Annotated in this window: 26 protein-coding genes and 1 tRNA gene; 12 read left to right on the plus strand and 15 right to left on the minus strand. The window is 73.7% G+C overall.

The window, feature by feature from the left end; genetic code table 11:
• The first annotated feature begins 2 nt into the window (after positions 1-2).
• From ACQP1P_RS27495 to ACQP1P_RS27520, 6 genes are all read left to right on the plus strand, one after another.
• Complete coding sequence (locus ACQP1P_RS27495) at positions 3-563, plus strand: hypothetical protein (RefSeq protein WP_433074508.1); 561 nt, start codon at positions 3-5, stop codon at positions 561-563.
• Between the two features lie 10 nt (positions 564-573).
• Positions 574-1,446 carry a diacylglycerol/lipid kinase family protein gene (locus ACQP1P_RS27500; protein WP_433074511.1) on the plus strand — a complete coding sequence of 291 codons (873 nt, stop codon included), beginning with the start codon at positions 574-576 and terminating at the stop codon, positions 1,444-1,446.
• Positions 1,443-2,246 (plus strand): metallophosphoesterase family protein, encoded by an 804-nt coding sequence (locus tag ACQP1P_RS27505; RefSeq protein WP_433074514.1) that lies wholly within the window; start codon positions 1,443-1,445, stop codon positions 2,244-2,246. The genes ACQP1P_RS27500 and ACQP1P_RS27505 overlap by 4 nt, the downstream gene beginning before the upstream one ends.
• A gap of 80 nt (positions 2,247-2,326) precedes the next feature.
• Positions 2,327-2,773 carry a CBS domain-containing protein gene (locus tag ACQP1P_RS27510; RefSeq protein WP_433074516.1) on the plus strand — a complete coding sequence of 149 codons (447 nt, stop codon included), beginning with the start codon at positions 2,327-2,329 and terminating at the stop codon, positions 2,771-2,773.
• Complete coding sequence (locus tag ACQP1P_RS27515; RefSeq protein ID WP_433074519.1) at positions 2,770-4,068, plus strand: SLC13 family permease; 1,299 nt, start codon at positions 2,770-2,772, stop codon at positions 4,066-4,068. The genes ACQP1P_RS27510 and ACQP1P_RS27515 overlap by 4 nt, the downstream gene beginning before the upstream one ends.
• 30 nt (positions 4,069-4,098) lie before the next feature.
• Positions 4,099-5,337, plus strand: a complete 1,239-nt coding sequence (locus tag ACQP1P_RS27520; protein ID WP_433074522.1) for a cation:proton antiporter — start codon at positions 4,099-4,101, stop codon at positions 5,335-5,337.
• Here the strand turns inward: ACQP1P_RS27520 and ACQP1P_RS27525 are convergent.
• On the minus strand, positions 5,327-5,716 hold the full coding sequence (locus ACQP1P_RS27525; protein WP_433074524.1) for a VOC family protein: 390 nt from the start codon (positions 5,714-5,716) through the stop codon (positions 5,327-5,329). The genes ACQP1P_RS27520 and ACQP1P_RS27525 overlap by 11 nt on opposite strands.
• Positions 5,717-5,905: 189 nt before the next feature.
• On the opposite strand from ACQP1P_RS27525, the gene ACQP1P_RS27530 reads away from it, so the two are divergent.
• Entirely contained in the window at positions 5,906-6,412 is a 507-nt protein-coding gene (locus ACQP1P_RS27530) for an RNA polymerase sigma factor (protein WP_433074526.1), read from the plus strand.
• Entirely contained in the window at positions 6,399-6,959 is a 561-nt protein-coding gene (locus ACQP1P_RS27535) for a permease-like cell division protein FtsX (RefSeq protein WP_433074528.1), read from the plus strand. The genes ACQP1P_RS27530 and ACQP1P_RS27535 overlap by 14 nt, the downstream gene beginning before the upstream one ends.
• A gap of 84 nt (positions 6,960-7,043) precedes the next feature.
• Here the strand turns inward: ACQP1P_RS27535 and ACQP1P_RS27540 are convergent, their stop codons facing one another.
• Complete coding sequence (locus ACQP1P_RS27540; RefSeq protein WP_433074529.1) at positions 7,044-7,787, minus strand: SDR family oxidoreductase; 744 nt, start codon at positions 7,785-7,787, stop codon at positions 7,044-7,046.
• Positions 7,788-7,887: 100 nt separating this feature from the next.
• On the opposite strand from ACQP1P_RS27540, the gene ACQP1P_RS27545 reads away from it, so the two are divergent.
• A complete protein-coding gene (locus ACQP1P_RS27545) occupies positions 7,888-8,736 on the plus strand; it encodes a helix-turn-helix domain-containing protein (RefSeq protein WP_433074531.1) in 849 nt (282 codons plus the stop codon).
• Positions 8,737-8,770: 34 nt separating this feature from the next.
• Here the strand turns inward: ACQP1P_RS27545 and ACQP1P_RS27550 are convergent, their stop codons facing one another.
• From ACQP1P_RS27550 to ACQP1P_RS27570, 5 genes are all read right to left on the minus strand, one after another.
• A complete protein-coding gene (locus ACQP1P_RS27550; protein ID WP_433074534.1) occupies positions 8,771-10,003 on the minus strand; it encodes a YncE family protein in 1,233 nt (410 codons plus the stop codon).
• Positions 10,000-10,758: a polysaccharide deacetylase family protein gene (locus ACQP1P_RS27555; protein WP_433074537.1), complete on the minus strand. Its 759-nt coding sequence runs from the start codon at positions 10,756-10,758 to the stop codon at positions 10,000-10,002. The genes ACQP1P_RS27550 and ACQP1P_RS27555 overlap by 4 nt, the downstream gene beginning before the upstream one ends.
• 193 nt (positions 10,759-10,951) lie before the next feature.
• Positions 10,952-12,289: a hypothetical protein gene (locus ACQP1P_RS27560; RefSeq protein ID WP_433074540.1), complete on the minus strand. Its 1,338-nt coding sequence runs from the start codon at positions 12,287-12,289 to the stop codon at positions 10,952-10,954.
• Between the two features lie 38 nt (positions 12,290-12,327).
• Positions 12,328-13,137, minus strand: coding sequence for a hypothetical protein (locus ACQP1P_RS27565; RefSeq protein WP_433074543.1), 810 nt, complete (start codon positions 13,135-13,137; stop codon positions 12,328-12,330).
• A 157-nt stretch (positions 13,138-13,294) separates the two neighbouring features.
• A tRNA-OTHER gene (locus ACQP1P_RS27570) sits at positions 13,295-13,362 on the minus strand.
• 88 nt (positions 13,363-13,450) lie between these two features.
• Here ACQP1P_RS27570 and ACQP1P_RS27575 point away from each other — a divergent pair.
• From ACQP1P_RS27575 to ACQP1P_RS27585, 3 genes are read left to right on the plus strand one after another with little or no spacing between them, the layout of a single operon-like run.
• Entirely contained in the window at positions 13,451-13,765 is a 315-nt protein-coding gene (locus tag ACQP1P_RS27575) for an ArsR/SmtB family transcription factor (protein WP_433074546.1), read from the plus strand.
• A 1-nt stretch (position 13,766) separates the two neighbouring features.
• Positions 13,767-14,240, plus strand: a complete 474-nt coding sequence (locus ACQP1P_RS27580; protein WP_433074549.1) for an SRPBCC family protein — start codon at positions 13,767-13,769, stop codon at positions 14,238-14,240.
• Positions 14,237-14,509, plus strand: coding sequence for a YciI family protein (locus tag ACQP1P_RS27585; protein ID WP_433074552.1), 273 nt, complete (start codon positions 14,237-14,239; stop codon positions 14,507-14,509). Before ACQP1P_RS27580 ends, ACQP1P_RS27585 begins: the two co-directional genes overlap by 4 nt.
• A 5-nt stretch (positions 14,510-14,514) precedes the next feature.
• On the opposite strand, the gene ACQP1P_RS27590 is transcribed toward ACQP1P_RS27585, so the two are convergent.
• The 8 genes from ACQP1P_RS27590 to cheB are packed head-to-tail and all read right to left on the minus strand — an operon-like array spanning position 14,515 to position 21,546.
• The gene (locus ACQP1P_RS27590) at positions 14,515-15,579 is read right to left on the minus strand and encodes a methyl-accepting chemotaxis protein (protein WP_433074555.1); all 1,065 of its coding nucleotides are present in this window, start codon (positions 15,577-15,579) and stop codon (positions 14,515-14,517) included.
• 38 nt (positions 15,580-15,617) lie between these two features.
• Positions 15,618-15,989 (minus strand): response regulator, encoded by a 372-nt coding sequence (locus tag ACQP1P_RS27595; RefSeq protein ID WP_433074558.1) that lies wholly within the window; start codon positions 15,987-15,989, stop codon positions 15,618-15,620.
• Positions 15,967-16,254 (minus strand): hypothetical protein, encoded by a 288-nt coding sequence (locus tag ACQP1P_RS27600; protein WP_433090143.1) that lies wholly within the window; start codon positions 16,252-16,254, stop codon positions 15,967-15,969. Before ACQP1P_RS27600 ends, ACQP1P_RS27595 begins: the two co-directional genes overlap by 23 nt.
• A complete protein-coding gene (locus ACQP1P_RS27605; RefSeq protein ID WP_433074560.1) occupies positions 16,238-18,586 on the minus strand; it encodes a chemotaxis protein CheA in 2,349 nt (782 codons plus the stop codon). Before ACQP1P_RS27605 ends, ACQP1P_RS27600 begins: the two co-directional genes overlap by 17 nt.
• Positions 18,583-18,984 carry a response regulator gene (locus tag ACQP1P_RS27610; RefSeq protein ID WP_433074562.1) on the minus strand — a complete coding sequence of 134 codons (402 nt, stop codon included), beginning with the start codon at positions 18,982-18,984 and terminating at the stop codon, positions 18,583-18,585. The genes ACQP1P_RS27605 and ACQP1P_RS27610 overlap by 4 nt, the downstream gene beginning before the upstream one ends.
• Positions 18,981-19,856 (minus strand): CheR family methyltransferase, encoded by an 876-nt coding sequence (locus ACQP1P_RS27615; RefSeq protein WP_433074565.1) that lies wholly within the window; start codon positions 19,854-19,856, stop codon positions 18,981-18,983. Before ACQP1P_RS27615 ends, ACQP1P_RS27610 begins: the two co-directional genes overlap by 4 nt.
• On the minus strand, positions 19,853-20,464 hold the full coding sequence (locus tag ACQP1P_RS27620; RefSeq protein WP_433074568.1) for a HEAT repeat domain-containing protein: 612 nt from the start codon (positions 20,462-20,464) through the stop codon (positions 19,853-19,855). The genes ACQP1P_RS27615 and ACQP1P_RS27620 overlap by 4 nt, the downstream gene beginning before the upstream one ends.
• A gap of 20 nt (positions 20,465-20,484) precedes the next feature.
• Positions 20,485-21,546 (minus strand): chemotaxis-specific protein-glutamate methyltransferase CheB, encoded by a 1,062-nt coding sequence (gene cheB / locus ACQP1P_RS27625; RefSeq protein ID WP_433074571.1) that lies wholly within the window; start codon positions 21,544-21,546, stop codon positions 20,485-20,487.

Raw genomic sequence — 21,546 nt, forward strand, 5'->3', positions numbered from 1 at the left:
CGATGGGATTCTTCGACCAGCGGCCCGAGCCGGCGCCCGTGCGCGAGGCGGACCCGGTGCCGTGGGCGCGGCCCGAGACCGTCCTGCCCGGCATCGCCGCGGACACGGTGATCCTCGCCCGCACCGACGACGCCGTCCTCGCCCTCAGCGAGCTGCGCGCCTACCCCAACGGCTTCCAGCTCGTGTTCACGGCCGTCGTGCGGCAGCCGCCGGGCCGGCCGGGGTTCGGCTCCAACGGTTTCCTGCGCCGGTACGAGCCCGGGCCGGTGCCGGACACGTTCCTGCGGTTCGGGATGCGCTTCGCCGACGGCACGGTGCTGACCAACCTCGACGCCGACCCCGGCAACCCGGGCGAGGTCCGGCCGCGGCTGATGCCGGAGGGCGGGCACGGGGGCCGGCGCCGATACGAGCAGTCGTACTGGGTGAGCCCCCTGCCCCCGCCCGGCCGTCTCGACGTGGTCGTCGAGTGGCCCGCGCAGGGGATCCCGGAGACGACCGTCGAGCTCGGCGCCGCCGTCGTGCTCGACGCCGCCCGGCGCGCGCAGACGCTGTTCGGCCCATAGACTCGGCTGCGTGGATCACGTCTGCGTGGTGTACAACGCGCGCTCGGGTGCGCAACTGGACCGGGACCGGCTCGCGCGGCTGTTCGAACGGCGGGGCGTGAAGGCGCAGTTGCGCGCGTTCGACCCGGACTCGCTCACCGCCGACGTGCGTGAACTGCTCGCGACCGGCCCCGACGCGCTGCTCGTCGCCGGCGGGGACGGGTCCGTGCGGGCCGTGGCCGAGCGCATGCTCGGCAGCGAGGTCCCGCTCGGCATCGTGCCGGGCGGGACGATGAACGTGCTGGCGCGCGATCTCGGCGTACCGAACGATCTCGACGAGGCCGTGGACGCCCTGCTGTCCGCCTCCGTCGCGTGGATCGACGTGGCGACCGTGAACGACCAGATCTTCCTGTGCAGCTCGATGCTGGCGCTCATGCCGCACATCGGCCGGCTGCGCGAACGCGCGCGCAGCTCCGCGCGCGGGCGGCTGGGGCTGCTGCGCAACGGGCTGCGGATCCTGCGGCGGTACCCGCGCATGCGGCTCACCATCGTGGTCGACGGGCAGGAGCACCCGGCCCACACCCGCGCGGCCGTCGTGTCGTGCAACCCGCTGGCCGCCGGGCCGGCGCCGCTGCCCGGCCGCGACCGGCTCGACGCCGGGACGCTCGCCGTGTACGTCACGCACGACCGCACCCGCTGGGACCTGCTCACGGTCGCCGCCCGGCTGTTCGACGGCAGCTGGCAGCGCGACGCGCGCATCCGCGTCTACGAGGGCACGAGCGTGCGGATCCGCACGTCGTCGCTGCGGTACCTCAGCGTCATGAGCGACGGCGAGATCGCGCAGCTCGGCGTGCCGCTGCGCTACGAGATCCGGCCGCGCGCGCTGGCGGTGCTCGCCCCGTGACCGTGCGGATCGCGCAGATCTCCGACCTGCACTTCGGCCGCGATGTGCCCGAGGTCGTCGCACGGCTGCTCGGCGAGCTGCGCGAGGTCGCACCGACGCTGGTCGCGGTCTGCGGCGACCTGACCCAGACGGCCCGGGCGGCCCAGTTCGAGGCGGCCCGCGCGTTCCTGGACGCGCTGCCGGCGCCCGCACTGGTGGTACCGGGCAATCATGACCTGCCCGGATGGCGGGTGTGGGCGCGGTTCACGCGGCCGTGGCGGCGCTGGCGTTCGCACATCGGCACCGACCCGAACGGTGCGGTGACGCACACCGCGCCGGGTCTCGTCGCTGTCGGGGTGAACACCGCCCGCGCCTGGACCCCGCACACCGACTGGTCCCGCGGCCGGATCAACCGGACGCAGGTGGCCGCGATCCTCGCCGCGTTCGACGCCGCTCCCGACAACGCGCTGCGCGTGGTGCTCACGCACCACCCGTTCCTGCTGACCGGGGCGGGCCGGCGCCGCGGGTTGGTCGGGCGCTCGGCCCCGGCGTTGCGCCGCCTGCGCCGCCGCGCCGACCTGCTGCTCGGCGGCCACATCCACCTGGCGTACTCCGGGCTGGTCGACGGCCTGGTGGTGGCGCAGTCGGGCACGGCGGTGTCCAACCGGCTCAAGGGCGAGCCGAACTCGTACAACCTGATCGAGTCGGACGGCGACCGCCTCACGGTGGCGAACCGCCGCTGGGACGGCAGCCGGTTCGCGACCCACGAGCGCGCCGCGTACGCCCGGGACGGCCGCGAATGGAGCGCCGCCGGCCCATGATCGGGTAAGGTCGTCGCCGGAGTGCCGGGAAGTCTGGTCGGCGAGTGTGTTCACCGTGCCGACCGGAAGGACCCCACATCATGAAGGCGCGCGAGCTCGCGGCGGAGTTCCCGGTCGTCCGGCTGGGCACCCCGGCCCTGGAGGCGGCCCGGTTGCTGGCCGGGCAGGACCTGCCCGGGCTGATCGTGCTCGACGAGCACGGCTACCCGTTCACGATCCTGGCCGGCACGCAGGTGCTGCGCATGGCGATTCCGCAGTACTGCCAGGAAGATCCGGCCCTGGCCCGGGTCGTCGACGAGCCGGCCGCGGACCTGCTGCTGCGCGAGCTCGGCGAGCGCACCGTCGCCCAGGCCCTGCCGCCCGACAAACGCGAGCTGGCCGTCGTCGCGCCGGACGCCACGGTGCTGGAGATCGCGGCGGTGATGGCCCGCACCCGCACCCCGCTCGTCGCGGTGGTGGACCGGCAGCGACACCTGCTCGGCGCGATCACGCTCGACGCGCTGCTCGACCGGATGCTCGCCGAGTGAGCATCACCGCCTGGCTCTCCGTCGCGATCTTCGCCGCCGCCTACGTGCTCATCGCCACCGAGTGGGTGCACCGGGTGACCGCCGCGCTCGGCGGCGCGGTCCTCATGCTGCTCATCGGCGCCACCGACGCCGAGCACGCGTTCTTCTCGGCCGATGCCGGGATCGACTGGAACGTCGTGTTCCTGCTGCTGGGCATGATGCTCATCGTCGCCGTGCTCAAACGGACCGGCGCGTTCGAGTACCTGGCCATCTGGGCGGTCAAACGCGCACGCGGGCGGCCGTTCCCGGTGATGGTGATCCTCGTCGTGGTGACCGCTGTCGCGTCGGCGATGCTCGACAACGTCACTACCGTGCTGCTCATCGCCCCGGTGACGTTCCTGGTCTGCCAGCGCCTCGCCGTGCCCGTCGCCCCGTACCTGATCGCCGAGGCCATGGCCAGCAACATCGGCGGCACCGCCACCCTCGTCGGCGATCCGCCCAACATCATCATCGCCAGCCGCGCCGGGTTGTCCTACAACGACTTCGTCAACCACCTGGCCCCGCTCATCGCGGTCCTCCTCGTCGTGTTCGTGCTGCTGTGCCGGGTCATGTTCCGCTCCGCGTTCCGTGCCGATCCCGAGCGGGCCGCCGCCGTGGTGCAGCTGCGCGAGCGCGACGCGATCCGCGACCCCCGGCTGCTCGTCGTCAGCCTCGCCGTCCTCGCGCTCGTGACCGCCGCGTTCGTCCTGCACTCGGTGGTCCACCTGGAGCCGTCCGTGGTGGCGATCGTCGGCGGCCTCGTGCTGCTCGCCGCGTCCCGGCTCGACGCCGCCGAGGTCGCCGCCGACGTGGAGTGGCCGACCCTCGCCTTCTTCGCCGGGCTGTTCGTCATGGTCGGCGCGCTCGTGCACACCGGCGCCGTCGGTGCCCTGTCCCGCACGGTCGCCGACGCGGTCGCGGGCGACCCGCACCTGGCGGCGATGGGCCTGCTGGGCGGGTCGGCGGTCCTGTCGGCGATCGTGGACAACATTCCCTACGTGGCCACGATGAGCCCGATCGTCGCCGACCTCGCCCGCGCCGAGGGCAGCACCGGCGGGCCGCACGTGCTGTGGTGGGCCCTCGCGCTCGGCGCCGACCTCGGCGGCAACGCGACCGCCGTCGGCGCGTCGGCCAACGTGGTCATCCTGGGCCTCGCCGAACGGGCCGGGCAGCGGATCAGCTTCTGGCAGTTCACGAAGTACGGCCTCGTCGCCGCCGGGGTCACCGTCGCGATCTCGGCGGTGTACCTGTGGCTGCGCTACCTCGCCTTCGCCTGACCACACCGTGTTCCCCGACAGGACCCCCGGATGACTCTGCTGCTGTGCTTCGCCGCGACCCTGCTGCTGGCGGTGTTGCTGTCCGCCCTCGCGCACCGGACCGTGCTGTCCACGGCGGTGGTGGTCCTCGTCGCCGGGTTCGTGCTCGGCGACGGTATGACCGGCGTGATCCATGTGACCTCCGGGTCGCCGGTGGTGGCGTCGCTCGCCGAGCTGGCGCTGTTCGCGGTGCTCTTCACCGACGGTATGCGGGTCGGCTGGGCCGATCTGCGCAGCGCGTGGCGGCTGCCCGGCCGGGCGCTGGGCTGGGGCCTGCCGCTGACGCTGGTCATCACCGCGGTGGTCGCGCACTTCGTGGCCGGGCTCGGATGGCCGGAGTCGCTGCTGATCGGGGCGATCCTGGCGCCGACGGACCCGGTGTTCGCGGCCGCCCTGGTCGGCAACGACAAGGTGCCGGCCCGGCTGCGGCACCTGCTCAACGTCGAGTCGGGCGTGAACGACGGGCTCGCCCTGCCGTTCGTCGTGGTCCTGCTCGCCGTCGCGGCGGGCTCTCACGAGCTGCACCTGGGCGAGATCGGCCTCGAACTGGTCGGCGGGATCGCGATCGGGGTGGCGGTGCCGTGGGTGGCGATCCGGCTGGAGCGCACCCGGCTGTTCGCGGTCTCGGAGCAGTACCTGCCGCTGAACGCGGTCGCGATCGGGCTGCTGGTCCTCGCCCTGGGCAAGGTGACGCACGCGAACCTGTTCCTCGCCGCGTTCGCCGCCGGGATCACCGTGGCCACGATCGGCCACCGCGAGCGGGAGGCCTTCGAGCACTTCGGCGAGCTCGTCGCGGAGATCTTCAAGCTCGCGGCGCTGCTGGTCTTCGGCGCGCTGCTCACGCCCGGGCTGTTCGGCGCGATCGGCTGGACCGGATGGGTCTTCGTCGTGCTGGCCCTCGTGCTCGCCCGGCCGCTGGCGTTGTGGGTGTCGTTCCTGCGCTCCGGGCTGAGCCCCCGCGAGCAGGCGGCCGCGATGTGGTTCGGGCCGAAGGGGTTCGCCTCGGTGGTCTACGGGCTGCTGGTCCTCGCCTCCGGCATCGCCGCCGCCGGGCAGGTCTTCGCCCTCGTCGCGGTCACGATCGTGCTGAGCATCGTGCTGCACTCCTCCACCGACATCATCGTCGCCCGCGGGTTCGAGCCGCGGCTCATGCCCGCCTGGCAGCAGCGGCTCACGACGAAGGGCCGGCGGCTGCTGCGCCGCTCACCGTCCGGAGAGGCTACGCCGTAGGGTTCTCCGCGGATGCCATGACCTCGTAGAGGTTGCCGGAGGCGTCTCGGAAGAACAGCCCCCGGGCGCACAGGGGATGATCGACCCGGCCGTTGTCAGGCGTGGCCGGATCGTTGCCGAACGGCACGCCACCTTCGACGAGCCGGGTCAGGATGGCATCGAAGGTCGCCGCGTCCGCGTCGAACGCCAGGTGGTGGCCCTCCGCGCCGGGCGCGGTCATGAAGTCGAGGGTGAGTGTCTCGTTGACCCGCACCGGCCGGAAGTGCCCGGCGCGGCCGGCGGGCGGCAGGAGCTCGAAGCCCATGATGCCGGCGAGGAGGCGGGCGGCCTCGGCGTGGTCGCGGGCGGGCACGATGGTGTGGTTGAGGGTCACGGTCATCTCGCGGCACTCCCTGGTCGTGGTCGGGGCCATGCCAACACTACGGAGTGAGTACTCACTCCGTCAACCGGCTGCACCCGCTGGAGTCGGCAGCGCGGCGCGGGCCCGCTGCCGGGAGCCCGCTGTCCGAGCCGGACGGAAACCCGCCTGTGACGTTCCGCCCGGTTCGCGCGTGATGTAGGTATGAGGATGAGCCGGGCCGACCGTGACGGGTTCGCCGAGTTCTATGCCGTGCAGTTCCGGCAGATCGCCGCGCAGCTCAGCGTGTACCTCGGCGACCTCGACGAGGCGCGCGACGTGACCCAGGAGGCCTTCGTGCGGGCCTGGCAGCGCTGGGACCGCATCGCGGGCTACGAGGAGCCGGCCGTCTGGGTCCGCCGGGTGGCCTGGAACCTCGGTACCTCGCGCCTGCGTCGCTGGCGCCTCGCCCGGCGGCACCAGACCCTCGAGCTCGTCGCACCGGTGCCCGGGCCGGAGCCGGCCGCCGTGGCGATCCGCGCCGCGCTCGCCGGCCTGCCCGACGGACAGCGGCGCGCCGTCGTCCTGCACTACCTGGTCGGGCTGCCCGTCGCCGAGGTCGCCGACGTGTGCCGCGTCCGTACGGGGACCGTGCGGACGTGGCTGTACCGCGCCCGGCTCGCCCTTGCCGTCAGCCTTCGCGACTTCCGAGAGGTGCCCACCGATGCTGGACTCTGACACCGACCAGGTGCTGCGCGCCGCGCTGCGCGCCGAATACGACCTGGCCCACGAGGCCCTGCGCCCCGGCGGCGTCGCGGCAGTGCGCGCCGCCGCCGTCCGTGAACAGCGGCGGCGGGCGATCGGCGCCGCCGGTCTCGTCGCGCTGCTCCTGCTCGGCGGCTTCGCGGGTTGGCGGATCGCCGGCTCGGCGCCGCCGGCGCAGACCGCCGCGCCCCGGACCTGCGACGGACCGGGTACCGACGTCAGCGTCTTCCTCGAGCAGGGGACCACCGATGAGCGGCGGGCCGAGATACACACCGCGCTGGAGAACTCGGCCCTGGTGTACTGCCTGCGGTTCGAGGACCAGGCCACCGCCTGGCGGAACTTCCAGCGCCAGTTCAGCGACGCGCCGGACCTGGTCAGCGCGACGAAGCCGGAGAACCTTCCCGAGTCGTTCCGCTTCCGCGTCGCCGGCCGCGCCGACGCCGACGCGGTCGAGCGGCTCGTCGCCCCGCTCACCGGCGTGTCCGACGTGGTCTGCAGCTGCCAACTCCGACCGAGCTGACATCGGCCGGCGCGGGCGCGAATGACGTCAGGGGGCGTCGCCGTGCTCATGGCCGCGGCCGGGACCCGGCCGCCGATGCCGGACCTAGACGATGCCGCCGTTGGCGCGGATGGTCTGGCCGTTGACCCAGTGGCCGGCCGGCGAGGCCAGGAACGCCACGACGGCGGCGATGTCCCCGGGGGTGCCGAGGCGCTCCAGCGGCGGCTGCTGGGCCAGGCGCTGGATGGTGGCCTCGTCCTTGCCGTCGAGGAACAGGGCGGTCGCGGTCGGGCCGGGCGCGACGGTGTTCACGGTGACGTCGCGGCCGCGCAGCTCCCGGGCCAGGATCAGCGTCATCGCCTCGACGGCCCCCTTGGTCGCGGCGTACGGGGCGTACGACGGAAACTGCAGCCCGACGATGGACGTCGAGAACTGGATGATCGCGCCGCCGGGGCGGACACGGCGCGCGGCCTGCTGGTCGACGACCACGGTGCCGCGCACGTTGGTCCGGTGCAGCCGGTCGAACTCGGCCAGGTCGAGCTCGGCGACGGTCTGCAGGTGCATGCGGCCGGCCGCGTGCACGACGACGTCCACGCCCCCGAACGCCGCCTCCGCCCGGTCGAACAGCGCGGCCACCGCGTTCTCGTCGGCGACGTCGGCCTGGACGGCGATCGCCTCGCCGCCGGTCGCCGCGATCTCCTGGACGGTCGTCGCGGCCTCGGCGTGGTTGCCGGCGTAGGCGACGACGATCTTCAGCCCGTCGGCGGCGAGGCGGACGGCCGCGGCCCGGCCGATGCCGCGCGAACCGCCGGTGACGACGGCGACGCGGCCGGTTGTCGTTGTGGTCATGGATAGCACTGTGCGCGTCGGGCGGACCGGGATACAGACGACGCTTACCGGGGGACGCCATCCCCTGTCTCGCGCCCGGTCCCCGGGAGACACTGGAGGCATGGACCTGGCCGAGCTGGGCGCGTTCCTCCGGTCGCGCCGCGACCGCATCCGCCCCGCCGACGTCGGGCTGCCGGCCGGGCCGCGGCGGCGGGTGCCGGGCCTGCGCCGCGACGAGGTGGCACTGCTGGCCGGGGCCTCCGTGGAGTACTACATCGAGCTCGAACGCGGCGCGGGCGCCCAGCCCTCGGAGCAGATGCTCGCGGCCCTCGCCCGGGCGCTGCGGCTCACGATCGACGAGCGCGACCACCTGTACCACCTCGCCGGGCGCCCGGTCCCGGTGGCCGGCGGCCCCGCCTCCCACGTGCACCCGGGCATGCTCGATCTGCTCGACCGGCTCACCACCACGCCCGCACAGGTCATCACCGATCTGCATGTCACCCTCGTGCAGAACCGCCTCGCGACGGCGCTGCTGGGCGACCAGCTGCACTTCGAGGGCCCGAGCCGCAGCTTCGTGTTCCGGTGGTTCACGGATCCCGCTTCCCGGGAGCTGTACCCGCGGCAGGACCACGACTACCAGTCCCGCTCGTTCACCGCCGACCTGCGCGCGGCCGTGGCCCGGCGGGACAGCCGCGACCGGGAGGCCCAGGACCTGGTGGCCGCGCTGCTGGACCGGTCGCCCGAGTTCGCCGAGCGGTGGCGGCAGCGGGAGGTCGCCGTGCGCCGCGACGAGCGCAAGCGGATCGTCCACGCGACCCTCGGCACCATCGAGGTCAACTGCCTGAACCTGTTCTCCGAGGACGGCCGCCAGCGCCTGCTGTGGTTCGCCCCGGCGGTCGGCACCGACGCCGCCGAGCGGCTCGAGCTCCTCGGCGTCGTCGGCCACCAGGACCTGCTCCCCCACGTCTGAGGCGGTGCGGAGCAGGTCGTTCGACGCGGGTGGTTCAGCGCAGGATGCCGGTGTGCCCCAGGGAGTAGCGGCCCGGCTGGGGCCAGATGCACAGGCCGTGCGGCTGGGTGCCGACCTTGATCCGCGCCAGCAGGTGCCCGTCGGTGGTGGACATCGCGTAGACCTCGCCGTTGTACCGGCCCGACAGCCACAGCACGGTGCCGTCGGCCGACACGCCGCCCATGTCGGGGCTGCCCCCGCCCGGGATCTTCCACTTCGCGGCCAGCGTGCCGGTCGCGAACTCCAGCAGCGAGACCGAGCCCTCGCCGCGGTTGGCGATGTAGAGGTACTTCGAGTCGCGGCTCACGTACAGCCCGTGCGCGCCCGCGCCGGTGGCCAGGAAGGTGCGCACCTTGAACTGGTCGCCGTCGAGGATCCACACGCCGGAGGTGTGCATGTCCGCGACGTACCAGGTGCCGCCGTCCGGCGCGATCTTGATGTCCTGCGGCATGGCGTGGTCGCCGGGCAGGTGCAGCTGGCCGATGACCTCCTGCCTGGCGACGTCGACCTTGATCAGGTCGCCGGAGAACTCGCAGGTGGCGATGAAGTAGCGCCCGTCCGGTGAGAAGTCCGCGTGGTTGACGCCCGAGCAGTTCACGGTCAGCTCGCGCACGATCGCCATCGTGTGCGGGTCGCGGAACACGATCTTGTGCCGCGCCTCGGACATGACCATCGCGTACTTGCCGTCCGGGGTGAAGTACAGGTTGTACGGGTCGTCGACCGGGATCGCCTTGCCGAACGTGCCCGTCGCCGGGTCGATCGGCACGAGCGCGTTGCCGGTGTTGTCGTTGACCCACAGGGTGCGCAGGTCCCACGACGGGACCACGTGCTGCGGGCCGCCGCCGACCTTGACGGTCTGGGTGACCTTGAACGTCGCCGGGTCGATGATCGACACGGTGTTGCTGCCGAGGTTGGGCACGTAGATGCGGGCCGGGTCGTTGCGGACCCGCTCGGCGAACGCATTGGGCCGGTCGGCGGCGTAGACGTCGTGCGGGTCGAGCAGCGCCGGCATGCCCGGCAGGCCGGGGCCCGGGCTGGTGGCGGCGCTGCCGCTGGGCTGGGGGCCGCCGCTCATGCCGGGCATGCCGGCCATGTTGGCGGGGGCGTTGTCGTCGCCGGGGCCGGCCGGGTGCTCGTCCTGGCCCTTAACCGTGGAGCAGGCGGCGACGAGGGCTGCGAGCAGTACCGAAACGGCGATGACGCGACCGATGACGAGACGGGTCCTCATGCGAGCAGCTCCGTGGCCGTGACCGGGCGCAGGCCGCGTTCGCGCAGGCCCGCGAGGAGCTTCGGGATCGCGGTGACCGTGCCCGCGTGGCCGAAGTGCAGGCTGACGATCGAGCCGTTGCGCACGGCGTCGAGGGTGGTCCGGACGACCTTGTCCGCACCGGGGTCCGTGTAGTCGAGGGAGTCGACGTCGTACGACAGGCAGGTGGCGTACCCCGCCCGCTCGGCCTGGGCCTGGATCCGCGGGGTGCTGTGCTGCGTCTGCGAGGGCCGGAACCAGCGCCCGATCGACCCGCCGACCTCGCGCAGGGCCTGCGCGCAGCCGGAGATCTCGGCGTACGCGCGGTCGTCGCTCATCGCCTTGATGTCCGCGTGGTTCAGGGTGTGGTTGCCGAGCTCGTGGCCGTCGTCGAGCACCCGGCGGGCCAGCGCGGGCTGCTGGCGCACCCAGGCCCCGACGGCCAGGACGGTGACCTTGACGTGCTCGGCGGCCAGGGCGTCGAGCAGCCCGCCGACCACGCCCGGCTCGCCCTGCCCGTGGAACGTCAGCGCGACCGCGGGCACGTCCCGGGGCCCGCTGGCGACCTCGGCGGGCAGCGCCTTCGGCGACGCTCCGGCGGTGCTCGGGGCCGGGCCGCTCGCGCTCCCCGGCCCGCCGGACACCGGGGCCGGGGCCGGCGCCGGGCCGGGTTCGGGGCCGCCGCAGCCGCTCAGGGCCGCGGCGCCGGCCGCGAGCAGGAGGGTCCGCCGATCCATGCGGATGGTCCTTTCGCCACGTGAGGGGCACCGTCACGTGGTGCCCGCCACATGGTGCCGGGCCGAACCTGAGAACCCGCCGAATGCCGGGATCCCCGGCTCGTCCGCCGAGCCGGCGCACCGCCCGGTCCGGACGGCGACGCAGATCCAGCGGCGCTCCGGCGGCGCCCGCGGGCGGGCACACCCGGCGCCGTCATCGCCGGCTGGCCGCGAGGGCCTCGAACTCCGCGCGCTCCGCCTCGGTGACCGGCACGCCGAGCCGCGCGAGCCAGTTCCGCAGCCCGGACATCACGTCGCCGGTCCGGCCGTCGTCGAGCTCGGAGCGCAGGCTCCCGAGCGGCGCGGCCGGCAGCCGATCGGCCAGGCGGTCCAGCAACGCGTGCATCCGCCGGATCAGGGCGGCCTCAGCCTCGATCCGCTCCGTCGTCCCGGCGGTCACCCGGGCCAGGTCGGGCAGCTCCGGGTGGGGGGCGAGTCCGGCGCGGCGCTGGGCCGTGGCGAGCACGGCCTCGACGTCGGCGCGGGCCAGGGCGACCCGGTCGGCGGCGGCCAGGATGTCCGCGAGCGGCCGGTCGAGGCGGACCCGGAGCTTGTTGCCGCCGCGCCGGGCGGTCACCCCGGCTGGGCCCCGCGCGATGAGATCGTAGGAGATCTCGAGGACGTCGTCCGGCGCGTCGGACCACCACGTCGTCCACGCCGGCCCGCCGAGCTCGTCGGTGAGCAGGTGCAGGGCCGTCGAGTACGTCTCGGGTACGGCGTCGTCGGAGTATCCGCCGATGACGCTGATCCGCGGGACCGACTCCGGCGAGTTGGCGCCCTCGGCGCGGACGATCAGCGGGGGCGGCTCCTCCACCCTGGTCGAGTGCCACCGCTCGCCGGGGTTGATCTCGACGGTGCCGCCGTCCCGCCAGCGCAGCGTGCGCGCGACCCGCCGGAAGGTGCGCTCCGATCCGGGCATCACCATCTCGGCGGAGGTGCCGACCAGGGTACCGTCCGGGACTCGCCGGATCTCCACGACGACCCGGCCCAGCCCGTCGTCGGTGATCGTGCCGACGGGCCGGGCGGTGTACCGGCGCCCGGGAGCGGTCTTCGCCGGCCCGGTCCACCGGAATCGCAGGTCGTGCGCCACGACGTGCGCCCGGGCGGCCGCGAACGCGGCCGGGTCCCAGCCTCGCGCCTGCGCCATGCGCAGGGCCGCCGCGTGCATGACGTCGAGCACGAGCGCGGCCCGGGCCGCGCTCGACAACGCCGCCACCCCGTCGGGCAGGGTCACGCCGGCCATCTCGAAGCCGGCCGCCGGCTCGGTGAACACGGTCACCAGCACCTCGCCGTGGCCGGCTTCGTGCGGGAAGCAGTGCAGCCGCAGCTGCGGGTGGCGCGCCCGGACCCGGGCCGGTCGGATGCCCTCGCTGTAGAGCTCGCCGATCGTGCGGGCGCTGCGCACGAAGGCGTCCTCGTCGGGGTCCTCGGTCCAGGGCGCGTCCACGAAACCCGCCTGCGGCCAGAACTCGACCGTGCGCAGCGTCGCCACGCTGGTCAGTCAACCGCAACCGGGCGCGGTGCGCGCCGCTATTTGGTGAACTGCGACAGGAACGACGCCGGGGCGGCCTGGGTCTCGTTCGCGGCCGGCTTGGCGATCTTCACGGCCTTGCCGAAGTCGCTGAAGGTCGTCGACGACGTCACCGGCGGAACCTGGCGGCCCACGGCCGCGGTCTTGAACGACAGCGTGGCCAGGTAGCCGTCCTTGACGGTCGCCTCGAACGGCACGGACTTCGCCGCGTCGCCCATCTGCTTGACCATCTCGGGCGTCAGCGTCGGCAGCGGGCGCTTGGTCAGGTCGAACGTGCCCTTGTACGCGTCCTGCCCGGTCCGCTCGGCCGACACGATCGCGTCGGCGAAGCCCTTCACGTTCGCCGGGTCCTCGGGGTTGCCCAGGCCGAGCTTGGCCAGTGAGGTCTTCGCCCCGTCGACGTGCATCCACTTCTTCGGGTCGACGTTGGGCACCTGGCGGCCGATCTTCACGTAGACGTCGGTGCCGACGATGATGACCTCGGCGTTCGTCTGCAGCTCGGCCGACGTCACCGTCATCTTCGCGGTGTGGGACTTCTTCGACGGGTCGGTCGAGCCGGTCAGCTTGCTGCCCGCGTTGCCGGGGGTCTGGATCGACGTCGTATAGCTCGCCGGGCCGCCCGCGAGCCGGTTGAACGCGTCGGTGAGCGCGGTGCGCGGGTCCTTCGCGTTCTCCGCCGCCGCGTTGGCGCTCGCCGCGGGAGTGCCGCCCTTGTCGCTCTTGTCGGCCTTGTCGTCGCCGCAGGCCGCGGTGAACGCGAGCGAGCTGGACACGAGAACCGCGAGCAGCACCCGACGGCTGGCATTCATGTTCGTATTCCTCCAGGTGGGCGGCCCCTTGTCGCCCCCGGCGAGGGTAACGGTGCCACGCTACACCGCACCGTCGGGTGCACCCCCGAGGTCGAAGCGGCAGCCGTGACTGGCCTTTCGGCCATAGGTGACCTGGGCCGCTGGTCGACACCGCCCGTGGGCGGTGGCGGGATTCGAACCCGCGTCTCCCCGTTGACAGCGGAAGTAACGGCCGCCTGCGCACCGGGTGTGCGGCACCATCATGCTCCGGCGGGGCACCGGCCGGCAACGGGGTTTGACCGGCCCAATGGTAAGTGGTAGCTTACGGTTCGCCATGACGAACATAACGGCGATGCTCACCGCGCTCGGCGACCCGATGCGCCAGTCGATCCTCGACCGGCTCTCGCACGGGCCGATGCCCGTCGGGCAGCTCGCGGACGCGCTGCCGATCAGCCGCCCGGCGGTGTCCCAGCACCTCAGGGTGCTCAAGGACGTCGGGCTGGTGCTCGACCGGCAGGAGGGCACGCGGCGGCTGTACCAGGCCGACCCCGAGGGCCTCGCGCTGCTGCGGGCCCACCTGGACGGCGTGTGGGCGCGGGCCCTGCAGGCGTTCGGCGACCGGCTCGCCCCCGAGGAGGAGGACCACTGACATGCTGCACACCGTCCAGCCCGTCCGGCGCGAGATCGTCGTCGGCGTCAGCGCCCAGCGGGCGTTCGAGGTGTTCACGGCCGACATGACCTCGTGGTGGCCGGCCCGCCACCACATCGGGTCGGCGCCGATCGAGCAGATCGTCATCGAGCCGCGGGTCGGCGGGCGCTGGTACACGAAACACCAGGACGGCTCGCAGACGTCGACCGGCGTCGTCACCGCGTGGGAGCCGCCCGTCCGGTTCGAGGTGACCTGGCAGATCGGGGCCGACTGGCAGTACCACGACGACCTCGTGACCACGGTCGAGGTCCGGTTCGTGGCCGAGGCCGAGCGGCGGACCCGGGTCCGGCTGGAGCACCGCGGCCTCGAGGCCTACGGCGCCGACGCGGCCGCGATGCGCGTGACGTTCGAGGAGCCGGGCGCCTGGACCGGCACGCTGGAGGCCTACGCGGCGCGGCTGGGGGTGGCGGCGTGAAGTACGTCGTGCTCTACACCTCGGCGCCGGACGTGGCCACCAGGGCGCCCGCGCACTTCCCGGCGCACAAGCAGCGCCTCGACGCGTTCCACGCGCGCGGCGACCTGCTCATGGTCGGCACGTTCGGCGACCCGCAGGCCCAGGGCTCGATGGCCGTGTTCCGCACGCGCGAGGGCGCCGAGGAGTTCGTCGCCGGCGACCCGTTCGTGGTGCACGGCGTGGTCGCCGGCTACGAGATCCGCGACTGGCACGAGATCCTGACGCCGTAGCGGCATCAGAACAGCTCGATCGCCGCGGGCGCCGCCTCCGCCTCGTGCGCGGCCCCGCCCACCGCGGTGCCGTGCGTCGAGCGCTGCTGGGCCATGACGTGCCGGTGCCGCAGGTCGTCGACGTCGACGACGCGGCCGAGCACGTCCTGGGCGGGCAGCTCGTGGTTGAGGTACCGGTGCACGTCGTCGGCGGCCCGCCGCACGTCGGCCACGGCCCCGGCCACGTGCTCGATCATCTGGCGGCCGATGTCCTGGAACTGCACGTGGCCGACGGCGCCGGTGGTCTCGGCGGTCAGCGCGTCGGAGCTGTACCGCACCTGGTCGGCGGCCCGCACGGTGTCGTTGAGGGCCTGCTCCATCATGGCGGCGACGCCCCGCTGCGCCGAGGCGATCTCGGCCAGGCGGCGGGCGATGGCGCTCGTCGCCCCGGTGCACTCGGCCGGCGCGTCGGCGACGCGGTCGAAGCCGCTGTCGTCCTCCAGCACCGCGTCGAGGCGGGCGGTGAGGTCGGAGAGGCTCACCCCGATGCCGCCGGCCGCCCCCGCGGAGCGCTCGGCCAGCTTGCGGACCTCGTCGGCGACGACGGCGAAGCCCTGCCCGGCCTCGCCGGCGCGCACCGCCTCGATCATGGCGTTGAGCGCGAGGATGTTCGTGGCCCGCGCGACCTCCTCGATGGCCACGACGTGGCTGCGCAGGTCGCGCATCTGCTCGACGAGCTGGCGCACCTGGCGGTCGCGCTCGATGAAGTACCGCACCAGCCGGTCGACCAGCCGGGCGTTGGCCTCGCCGGCCTCGCCGACCTGACGCCGGGTCTGCTCCAGCGTCTCGGCCAGCCCGCCGACCTTGCCGGCCGTCTGCTCGGCCAGATCGTCGACGCGCACCAGCTGCGCGACGATCGACTCGGCGGCCTCGGCGGTGTGGCCGACGACGTCGTCGAGGTGGGCGTTGATCACGTCGCAGTACGCCGGCAGCGGCGCCAGCGCGGTACCGGCGACGTGCCGGACTTCGTTGTCGGCGGCGCGGTCGTCGGCGGGGCGCCTGGCGATGAGCCGGTCGCGCAGCGATGTCACGTGGGCACTCCCCTTGGCGGTCGTCATGCCGGACCCGGTCAGGAGCCGGGCACGACCTGCTTGATGACGCCGAGCAGCTGGTCCGGGGCGACCGGCTTGACCAGCCAGCCGGTGGCCCCGGCGGTCTTGGCCTCGGCCCGCTTGGCCTGCTCCGACTCGGTGGTGAGCATGAGGATCGGCGTGAAGCGCAGGCCGGACGCCTTGCGCGCCTCACGGGTGAAGGAGATGCCGTCCATGTGCGGCATGTTGACGTCGCTGATGATGAGGTTCGGGCGCAGGCCGGTGTTGAGCTTGTCCAGCGCCTCGCGGCCGTGGCCGGCGGTCTCGACCTGGTAGCCGGCCTTGGTCAGGATGGTCTTGAGGCTCATCAGCATGGTGGCGGAGTCGTCAACCAGCATCACGGTCGTCATCGTGGGTCTCCTCGGTGGCGGCGAAGGATTTGTGCGGGCTCAGCACCGGTAGCAGTTGTGTCGCGAGGAACGCGTCCACCGGTGCCGCGCTTATCTTCGGCCGGAACGCCAGGATCGCCTGGAAAGCCGCGGTATGCAGATGGTTGCAGTTGCGCAGGTTGACCCGGGCCCGGGGCGTGCGCCGCAGCCAGCCGACGAACTCCTCCACCTCCTCGACCGTCACCGCCGCGCTGAGCACCGCGGTGCGCTCATGCAACTCGAGCACCAAGGCTGAGCACCTCCTTGAGGTTCAGTACCAGCAGCACCAGCCCGTCGCCGAGCAGCGCGGTCCCGACGAAGTGCGCGGCGCCGCCGAGCAGCCCCTCCATCGGCTTGAGGATGACGTCGACCTCGCGGTGGAAGCGCTCGACGAGCAGCCCGGCCTTGTCGCCGCCGACATTGACGACGAGCACCGCCCGGTCGCCCTGCGGATCGTGCTCCCAGGGCAGGCCGAGGGCGTCGGCGAGGTCCACGACCGGCACGACCTCGTCGCGCAGCACGACCACGTCCTGGTGCAGGACCCGGCCGACGTCGGCGGCCGGCACCCGGACGGTCTCCACCACCAGGTCGACCGGCACCCCGAAGCGCTGCCCGGCCACGCTGATCACCATGACCTGGGTGACGGCCATCGACAGCGGCAGCCGCAGCCGGGTGACGGTGCCCGACCCGGGCTGCGAGCGCATCGTCACCGTGCCGCCGAGCCGCTCGACGCTGGCCCGCACGGCGTCCATGCCGACCCCTCGGCCGGACAGGTCGGAGACCTCGTCGGCGGTGGAGAAGCCCGGCTGGAAGATCAGGTTCACGGCGTCGCCGTCCGCCATGGCCTCCAGCTGCTCCTCGCCGATGAGGCCGCGCTCGTACGCCTTCTGCCGGATGCGCGCGGGATCGATGCCGCGACCGTCGTCGGCGACCTCCACCACGACGGCGTCCCCGTCGGCGACGGCGGACAGCGTGATGGAGGCCTGGGGCGGCTTGCCCGCGAGCGTGCGCTCCTCGGGCGGCTCGATGCCGTGGTCGAGGCTGTTGCGCACGAGGTGCACCAGCGGGTCGCCCAGGGCCTCGATGACGTCCTTGTCGGCCATCGTGTCCTCGCCCTCGGTGACGAGCTCGATGCGCTTGCCGAGGCGCCGGCCGAGGTCGCGCACGAGCCGCGGGAACCGGGAGAAGGACACCGACAGCGGCAGCATCCGGACGTCCATGACGGCCGCCTGCAGCTCCTCGGCGATGCGGTGCAGTCCGGCGTACTGGTCCTTGATCCGCCGTCCGAGGGCCCGGCTGCCGAACTCCTCCTCGGCCGACTCGGCGAGATACGTCAGGCCGTTCTTGGCCACGTTGAGCTCGCCGACGAGCTCCATGAGCCGGTCGACCTTCGCCTGGTCGACCTTGAGCACCCGCGAGCCGACGGGGCCTGCCTCGGGCTCCGCGGCCCGCCGGTCCGGCTCCCCGACGCGCCGCTCGGCGAGCACGGGGCGCTCGTCGCCGCCGGCCGGCGCGGCCACCAGCCGGAGCCGGTCGACGAGCCCGCGCACGATGGCGGCGAGCTCGGGGGCGCCGGCGTCGTCGAGGTCGACGGCGGCGCCGAGGGCCCGGGCCGCGCCCGCGACCACCCGGGCGATCGAGCGCAGGTGGGCCCCGGCCGGCGAGGGGCCGTCGCCGGGCACGAGGGCGCTCAGCGCGGCCTCGAGCACGCCCAGGGCGTCGGCGGCGGCCTCGGGATGCTCGCCGGTGAGCGGCCCGGCCGGCGCGCCGTTCGCGGGCTCGCCGGGCGGTGCGGCCGGCGTGCGCAGCGCCGCCGCGTCCAGCTCGACGATCTCGACCTGCTCGATGACGTAGCGCAGCACGTACTCGAGCTCGGCGACCGAGGCGCGGGTGACCAGGACGAAGCCGAGCCGGCACGCGTACTCGTCGTACTCGTCCGGGACCGGCCAGGCGTCGGGGCGCAGCACCGCCAGGTGGGCCAGGGCCGGGACCTGCCGCACGAACAGCAGCGGGTCCTCGCCGCGGAAGAAGCAGCCCTCGTCGGGCTGGTAGCGCACGAAGCGCAGGGCCGCGGACGTGGTCTGCAGCCACTCGGTGAGCTCCGCGACGACCGGCGCCCCCAGCTCGGCCACCCACTCGGGCGCGTGGGTGGCGACCGTGGCGGCCCGGGCCGGGCCGGCGGCGGGACCGCCGGCGCCGCCGATCGGCGCGCGCAGCCGCACGATGAGCACCGCGGCGTCGTCGTGGGCGGTGCCGGGCAGCCGCTCGGTGACGGTGACGTGGGCCAGCCAGCCGCGGATCAGGTCGAACGCGGCGAGCAGGTCGTCGGTCAGCGCGGAGTCCAGGGCCACGCGGCCGGCCCGCACCGCGTCGAGCAGGTCCTCGGCGGCGTGCGTGAGGGCGGTCAGCTCGGGGAACTCGAACAGGCCGGACGAGCCCTTGAGGGTGTGGGCGGCCCGGAACACCTCGTTGATGCGCTGGGCGTCGCCCGGGTCCAGCTCCAGCTGCAGCAGTCCCTCGCCGACCTGGTTGAGCAGGTCGTCGGCCTCGGCGAGGAACTGGGCGAGCAGAGGGTTCATCGCTCCCCCGCCTCGGCCGGCGCACCGGCGAGCATGGTGGCGACCCGGACCAGCCGTTCGGCGTCGACCGGCTTGACCAGGTAGAGGTTCGCCCCGGCGCGGTAGGCGCGCTCGGCGTCGCCGGGCCGGTCCTCGGTGCTGATCATGACGATCGGCGCGGAGGTGGTGACGGTGTCGCCGCGCAGCGCCTCGACGCAGGCGTAGCCGTCCATCCGGGGCATGTTGACGTCGACGAAGAACAGGTCGAACGGGTCGACCAGCGCCGCCTCCACGGCCTCGAGGCCGTTGGCGGCCTGCTCGACGCGGAAGCCGGCGGCGAGCAGGAGCCGGCTGTGGTACATCCGGACCGTGGCGGCGTCGTCGACCACCAGCACGCGGGCCCCCTCGGTCTCGGTCATGGGCGTGCTCCAGTCGGTCGCTGGTAGGCGATGCCCTGCGGCAGTCGCTCGGGAACGAAGATCGGCGAGATGCGGCTCATCGACTCCGCGTGGCCCAGGAAGAGGTACCCGCCCGGGCGCATCACCCCGAAGAGGTTCTCGGCCGCCCGGCGGCTGGACAGCTCGTCGAAGTAGATGAGCACGTTGCGGCAGAACACCACGTCGAAGTCGGTGAACTTGCGCATCGCCGGGGTGTCGCAGACGTTCACCCGGTGGAACGTGACCGCGCCGCGGATCGCCTCGTCGATCTGGTAGCGCCCGGCCCCGGCGGCGTGGAAGTGCCGGTCGAGCCAGGGCTTGGGCACCCGCTGCAGCGACCGGGCGCCGTAGCTGCCGTGCCGGGCGCGGGCGAGCACGTCGCTGTCGATGTCCGCGGCGTGGATCTCCACGTCGACCCGGTCGATCTGCGGCCACTCCTCCAGCAGGCGGATGGCGATGGAGTACGGCTCCTCGCCGGTCGAGCACGGCAGCGACAGGATCTTCACCGGGCCGTTCGGCCGGCCCGCGCGGGTGTGCTCGGCCAGCACCCGCGGCAGCACCGGGTCGAGCAGCGCGTCGAACTGGTAGTCCTCGCGCAGGAAGTAGGTCTCGTTGACGGTGAGCTGGTTGGTCAGCTCCTGCAGCAGCTGCGGCTGGTCGCCCACGCGCAGCGCGCCGAACCAGGCGGCGAACGTGCCGTGGCCCGAGGCGCGCACGCAGGCCTCGATCCGCTTGTCCACGAAGTACCGCTTGCCGGGCGTGAACTGGATGCCGGTGCGCTTGTAGAAGTACTCCCGGAAGCGCTCGAACTCGGCGTCGCTGAGCCGGAACGGCTCCGTGGCCGTGCTGGTCATCTGCCGGCCTCTTGCAGATCGGGCAGCGCGGCGTCGACGGTGAAGCGCAGGAACGGGTCGTCCGGGAACCGGTCCCGGGCCGCGCGCAGCACGCCGGCGTGCTGCGGCCCGGCCATCGGCAGCAGGGCGTCGATCGCGGCGGCCACGACGTTGGGGTGGGTGTCGGCCGCGACGATCTCGGCGAGCCACTCCGCGGCGCCCGGGTGCGGCAGGTCGGCCAGGATCATCGCGGTCATGATGCGCACGTCGTGATCCGGGTCGGCCAGCAGCGTGGGCAGCAGCGCCGGCACGGAGGCGGGCATCGCGGCCAGCGCGCCGGCGACCGCGGTGCGCAGGGCCGCGTCGTCGCTGCGCAGGTGCGGGGCCAGCCCGGTCGCGACGTCGGCGTGGTCGAGCGCGGCGAGGGTGGTCAGCACGGCGTCGCGCACGGCGGGGTCGGGCTCGGCCGCGACCCGGGCCAGCAGCGCCGGCACCGCCTCGGCGTCGCCCTCCAGGTCGAGCGCGGCGCGGCGGCGGCGCTCCGGATCGGTGTCCTCGAGGCGCTGCCGCGCCGTGCCCTCCTCGGGCGGAGGCGGTGCGTCGGCGGCCTGGCGTCGTACCAGTCCCATGGTTGGTCCTCTCCGGGTGTTCAGCCGGCCCAGTCGACGATGCGCTCGACGATGGCGTGCGCCGGCAGGGTCTCGGTGGCCCCGCCGCGGCGCACCAGCTCGCCCGGCATGCCCCAGACGACGGCCGTGGCCTCGGCCTCGGCGATGGTGCGGCCGCCGGCCTGCTTGACGGCGGCCATCTCGGCCGCGCCGTCGTCGCCCATGCCGGTGAGCAGGGCGCAGATCAGGCGGGCCGGGTCGCAGCTGCGCCGGGCGGAGGCGACCAGCCGGTCGACGCTGGGATGCCAGCGGTAGTCGGAGCTCTCGGGCACCGACTTCACCACGAGGCCGTCGGTGCGCCGGGCCACCAGCACGTCGGCGTTGCCGCGGCCGATGTAGATGTTGCCGGGCCGGACCGGGATGATCCGGTCGACCTCGTGCACGCGCAGCTGGCAGACCTCGTCGAGGCGGCGGGCCAGCGGCGCGGTGAAGCTGGCCGGGATGTGCTGGGCGACGACGACGGCGGCCGGGAGGCTCCCGGGCAGCTGCGGCAGCAGCGCCGACAGCAGCGCCGGGCCGCCCGTCGACGAGCCGATGACGATGAGGTCGGCCCCCGCCGAGCGCGCCCGCGGTGCACGTGGCGCGGCGGCGGTGCGCTCCCGCTGGGCCCGCAGCCGCCGGCCGAGGTTGTGCGCCCGGCTGGGCCGCGCGCACGCCGCCGCCGTGATCTTGCCGACCAGCTCCTGCTGCACGTCGCGGAGGTTGAGCGAGACGGTGCCGCCCGGCTTGGGCACGTAGTCCACCGCGCCGAGCTCCAGCGCCTCGAGCGTGACCAGCGCGTTGTGCTCGGTCAGCGACGACACCATGACCACCGGGCAGGGCCGCTGCCGCATGATCTCGGACAGGCAGGTCAGCCCGTCCATCTCCGGCATGTTGATGTCGAGCGTCACCACGTCGGGCTCGACGCGCTCGATCTGTTCGAGCGCGTCGACCCCGTTGCGCGCGGTGTGCACCTCGAAGCCGCCGGCGTCGAGGAGCATCTCCTTGAGCATCTTGCGCATCAGTGCCGAGTCGTCGACGACCAGCACGGTCCGGGCGGGCAC

The sequence above is a fragment of the Dactylosporangium sp. CA-052675 genome (assembly GCF_050947935.1).
Lineage (GTDB): Bacteria > Actinomycetota > Actinomycetes > Mycobacteriales > Micromonosporaceae > Dactylosporangium.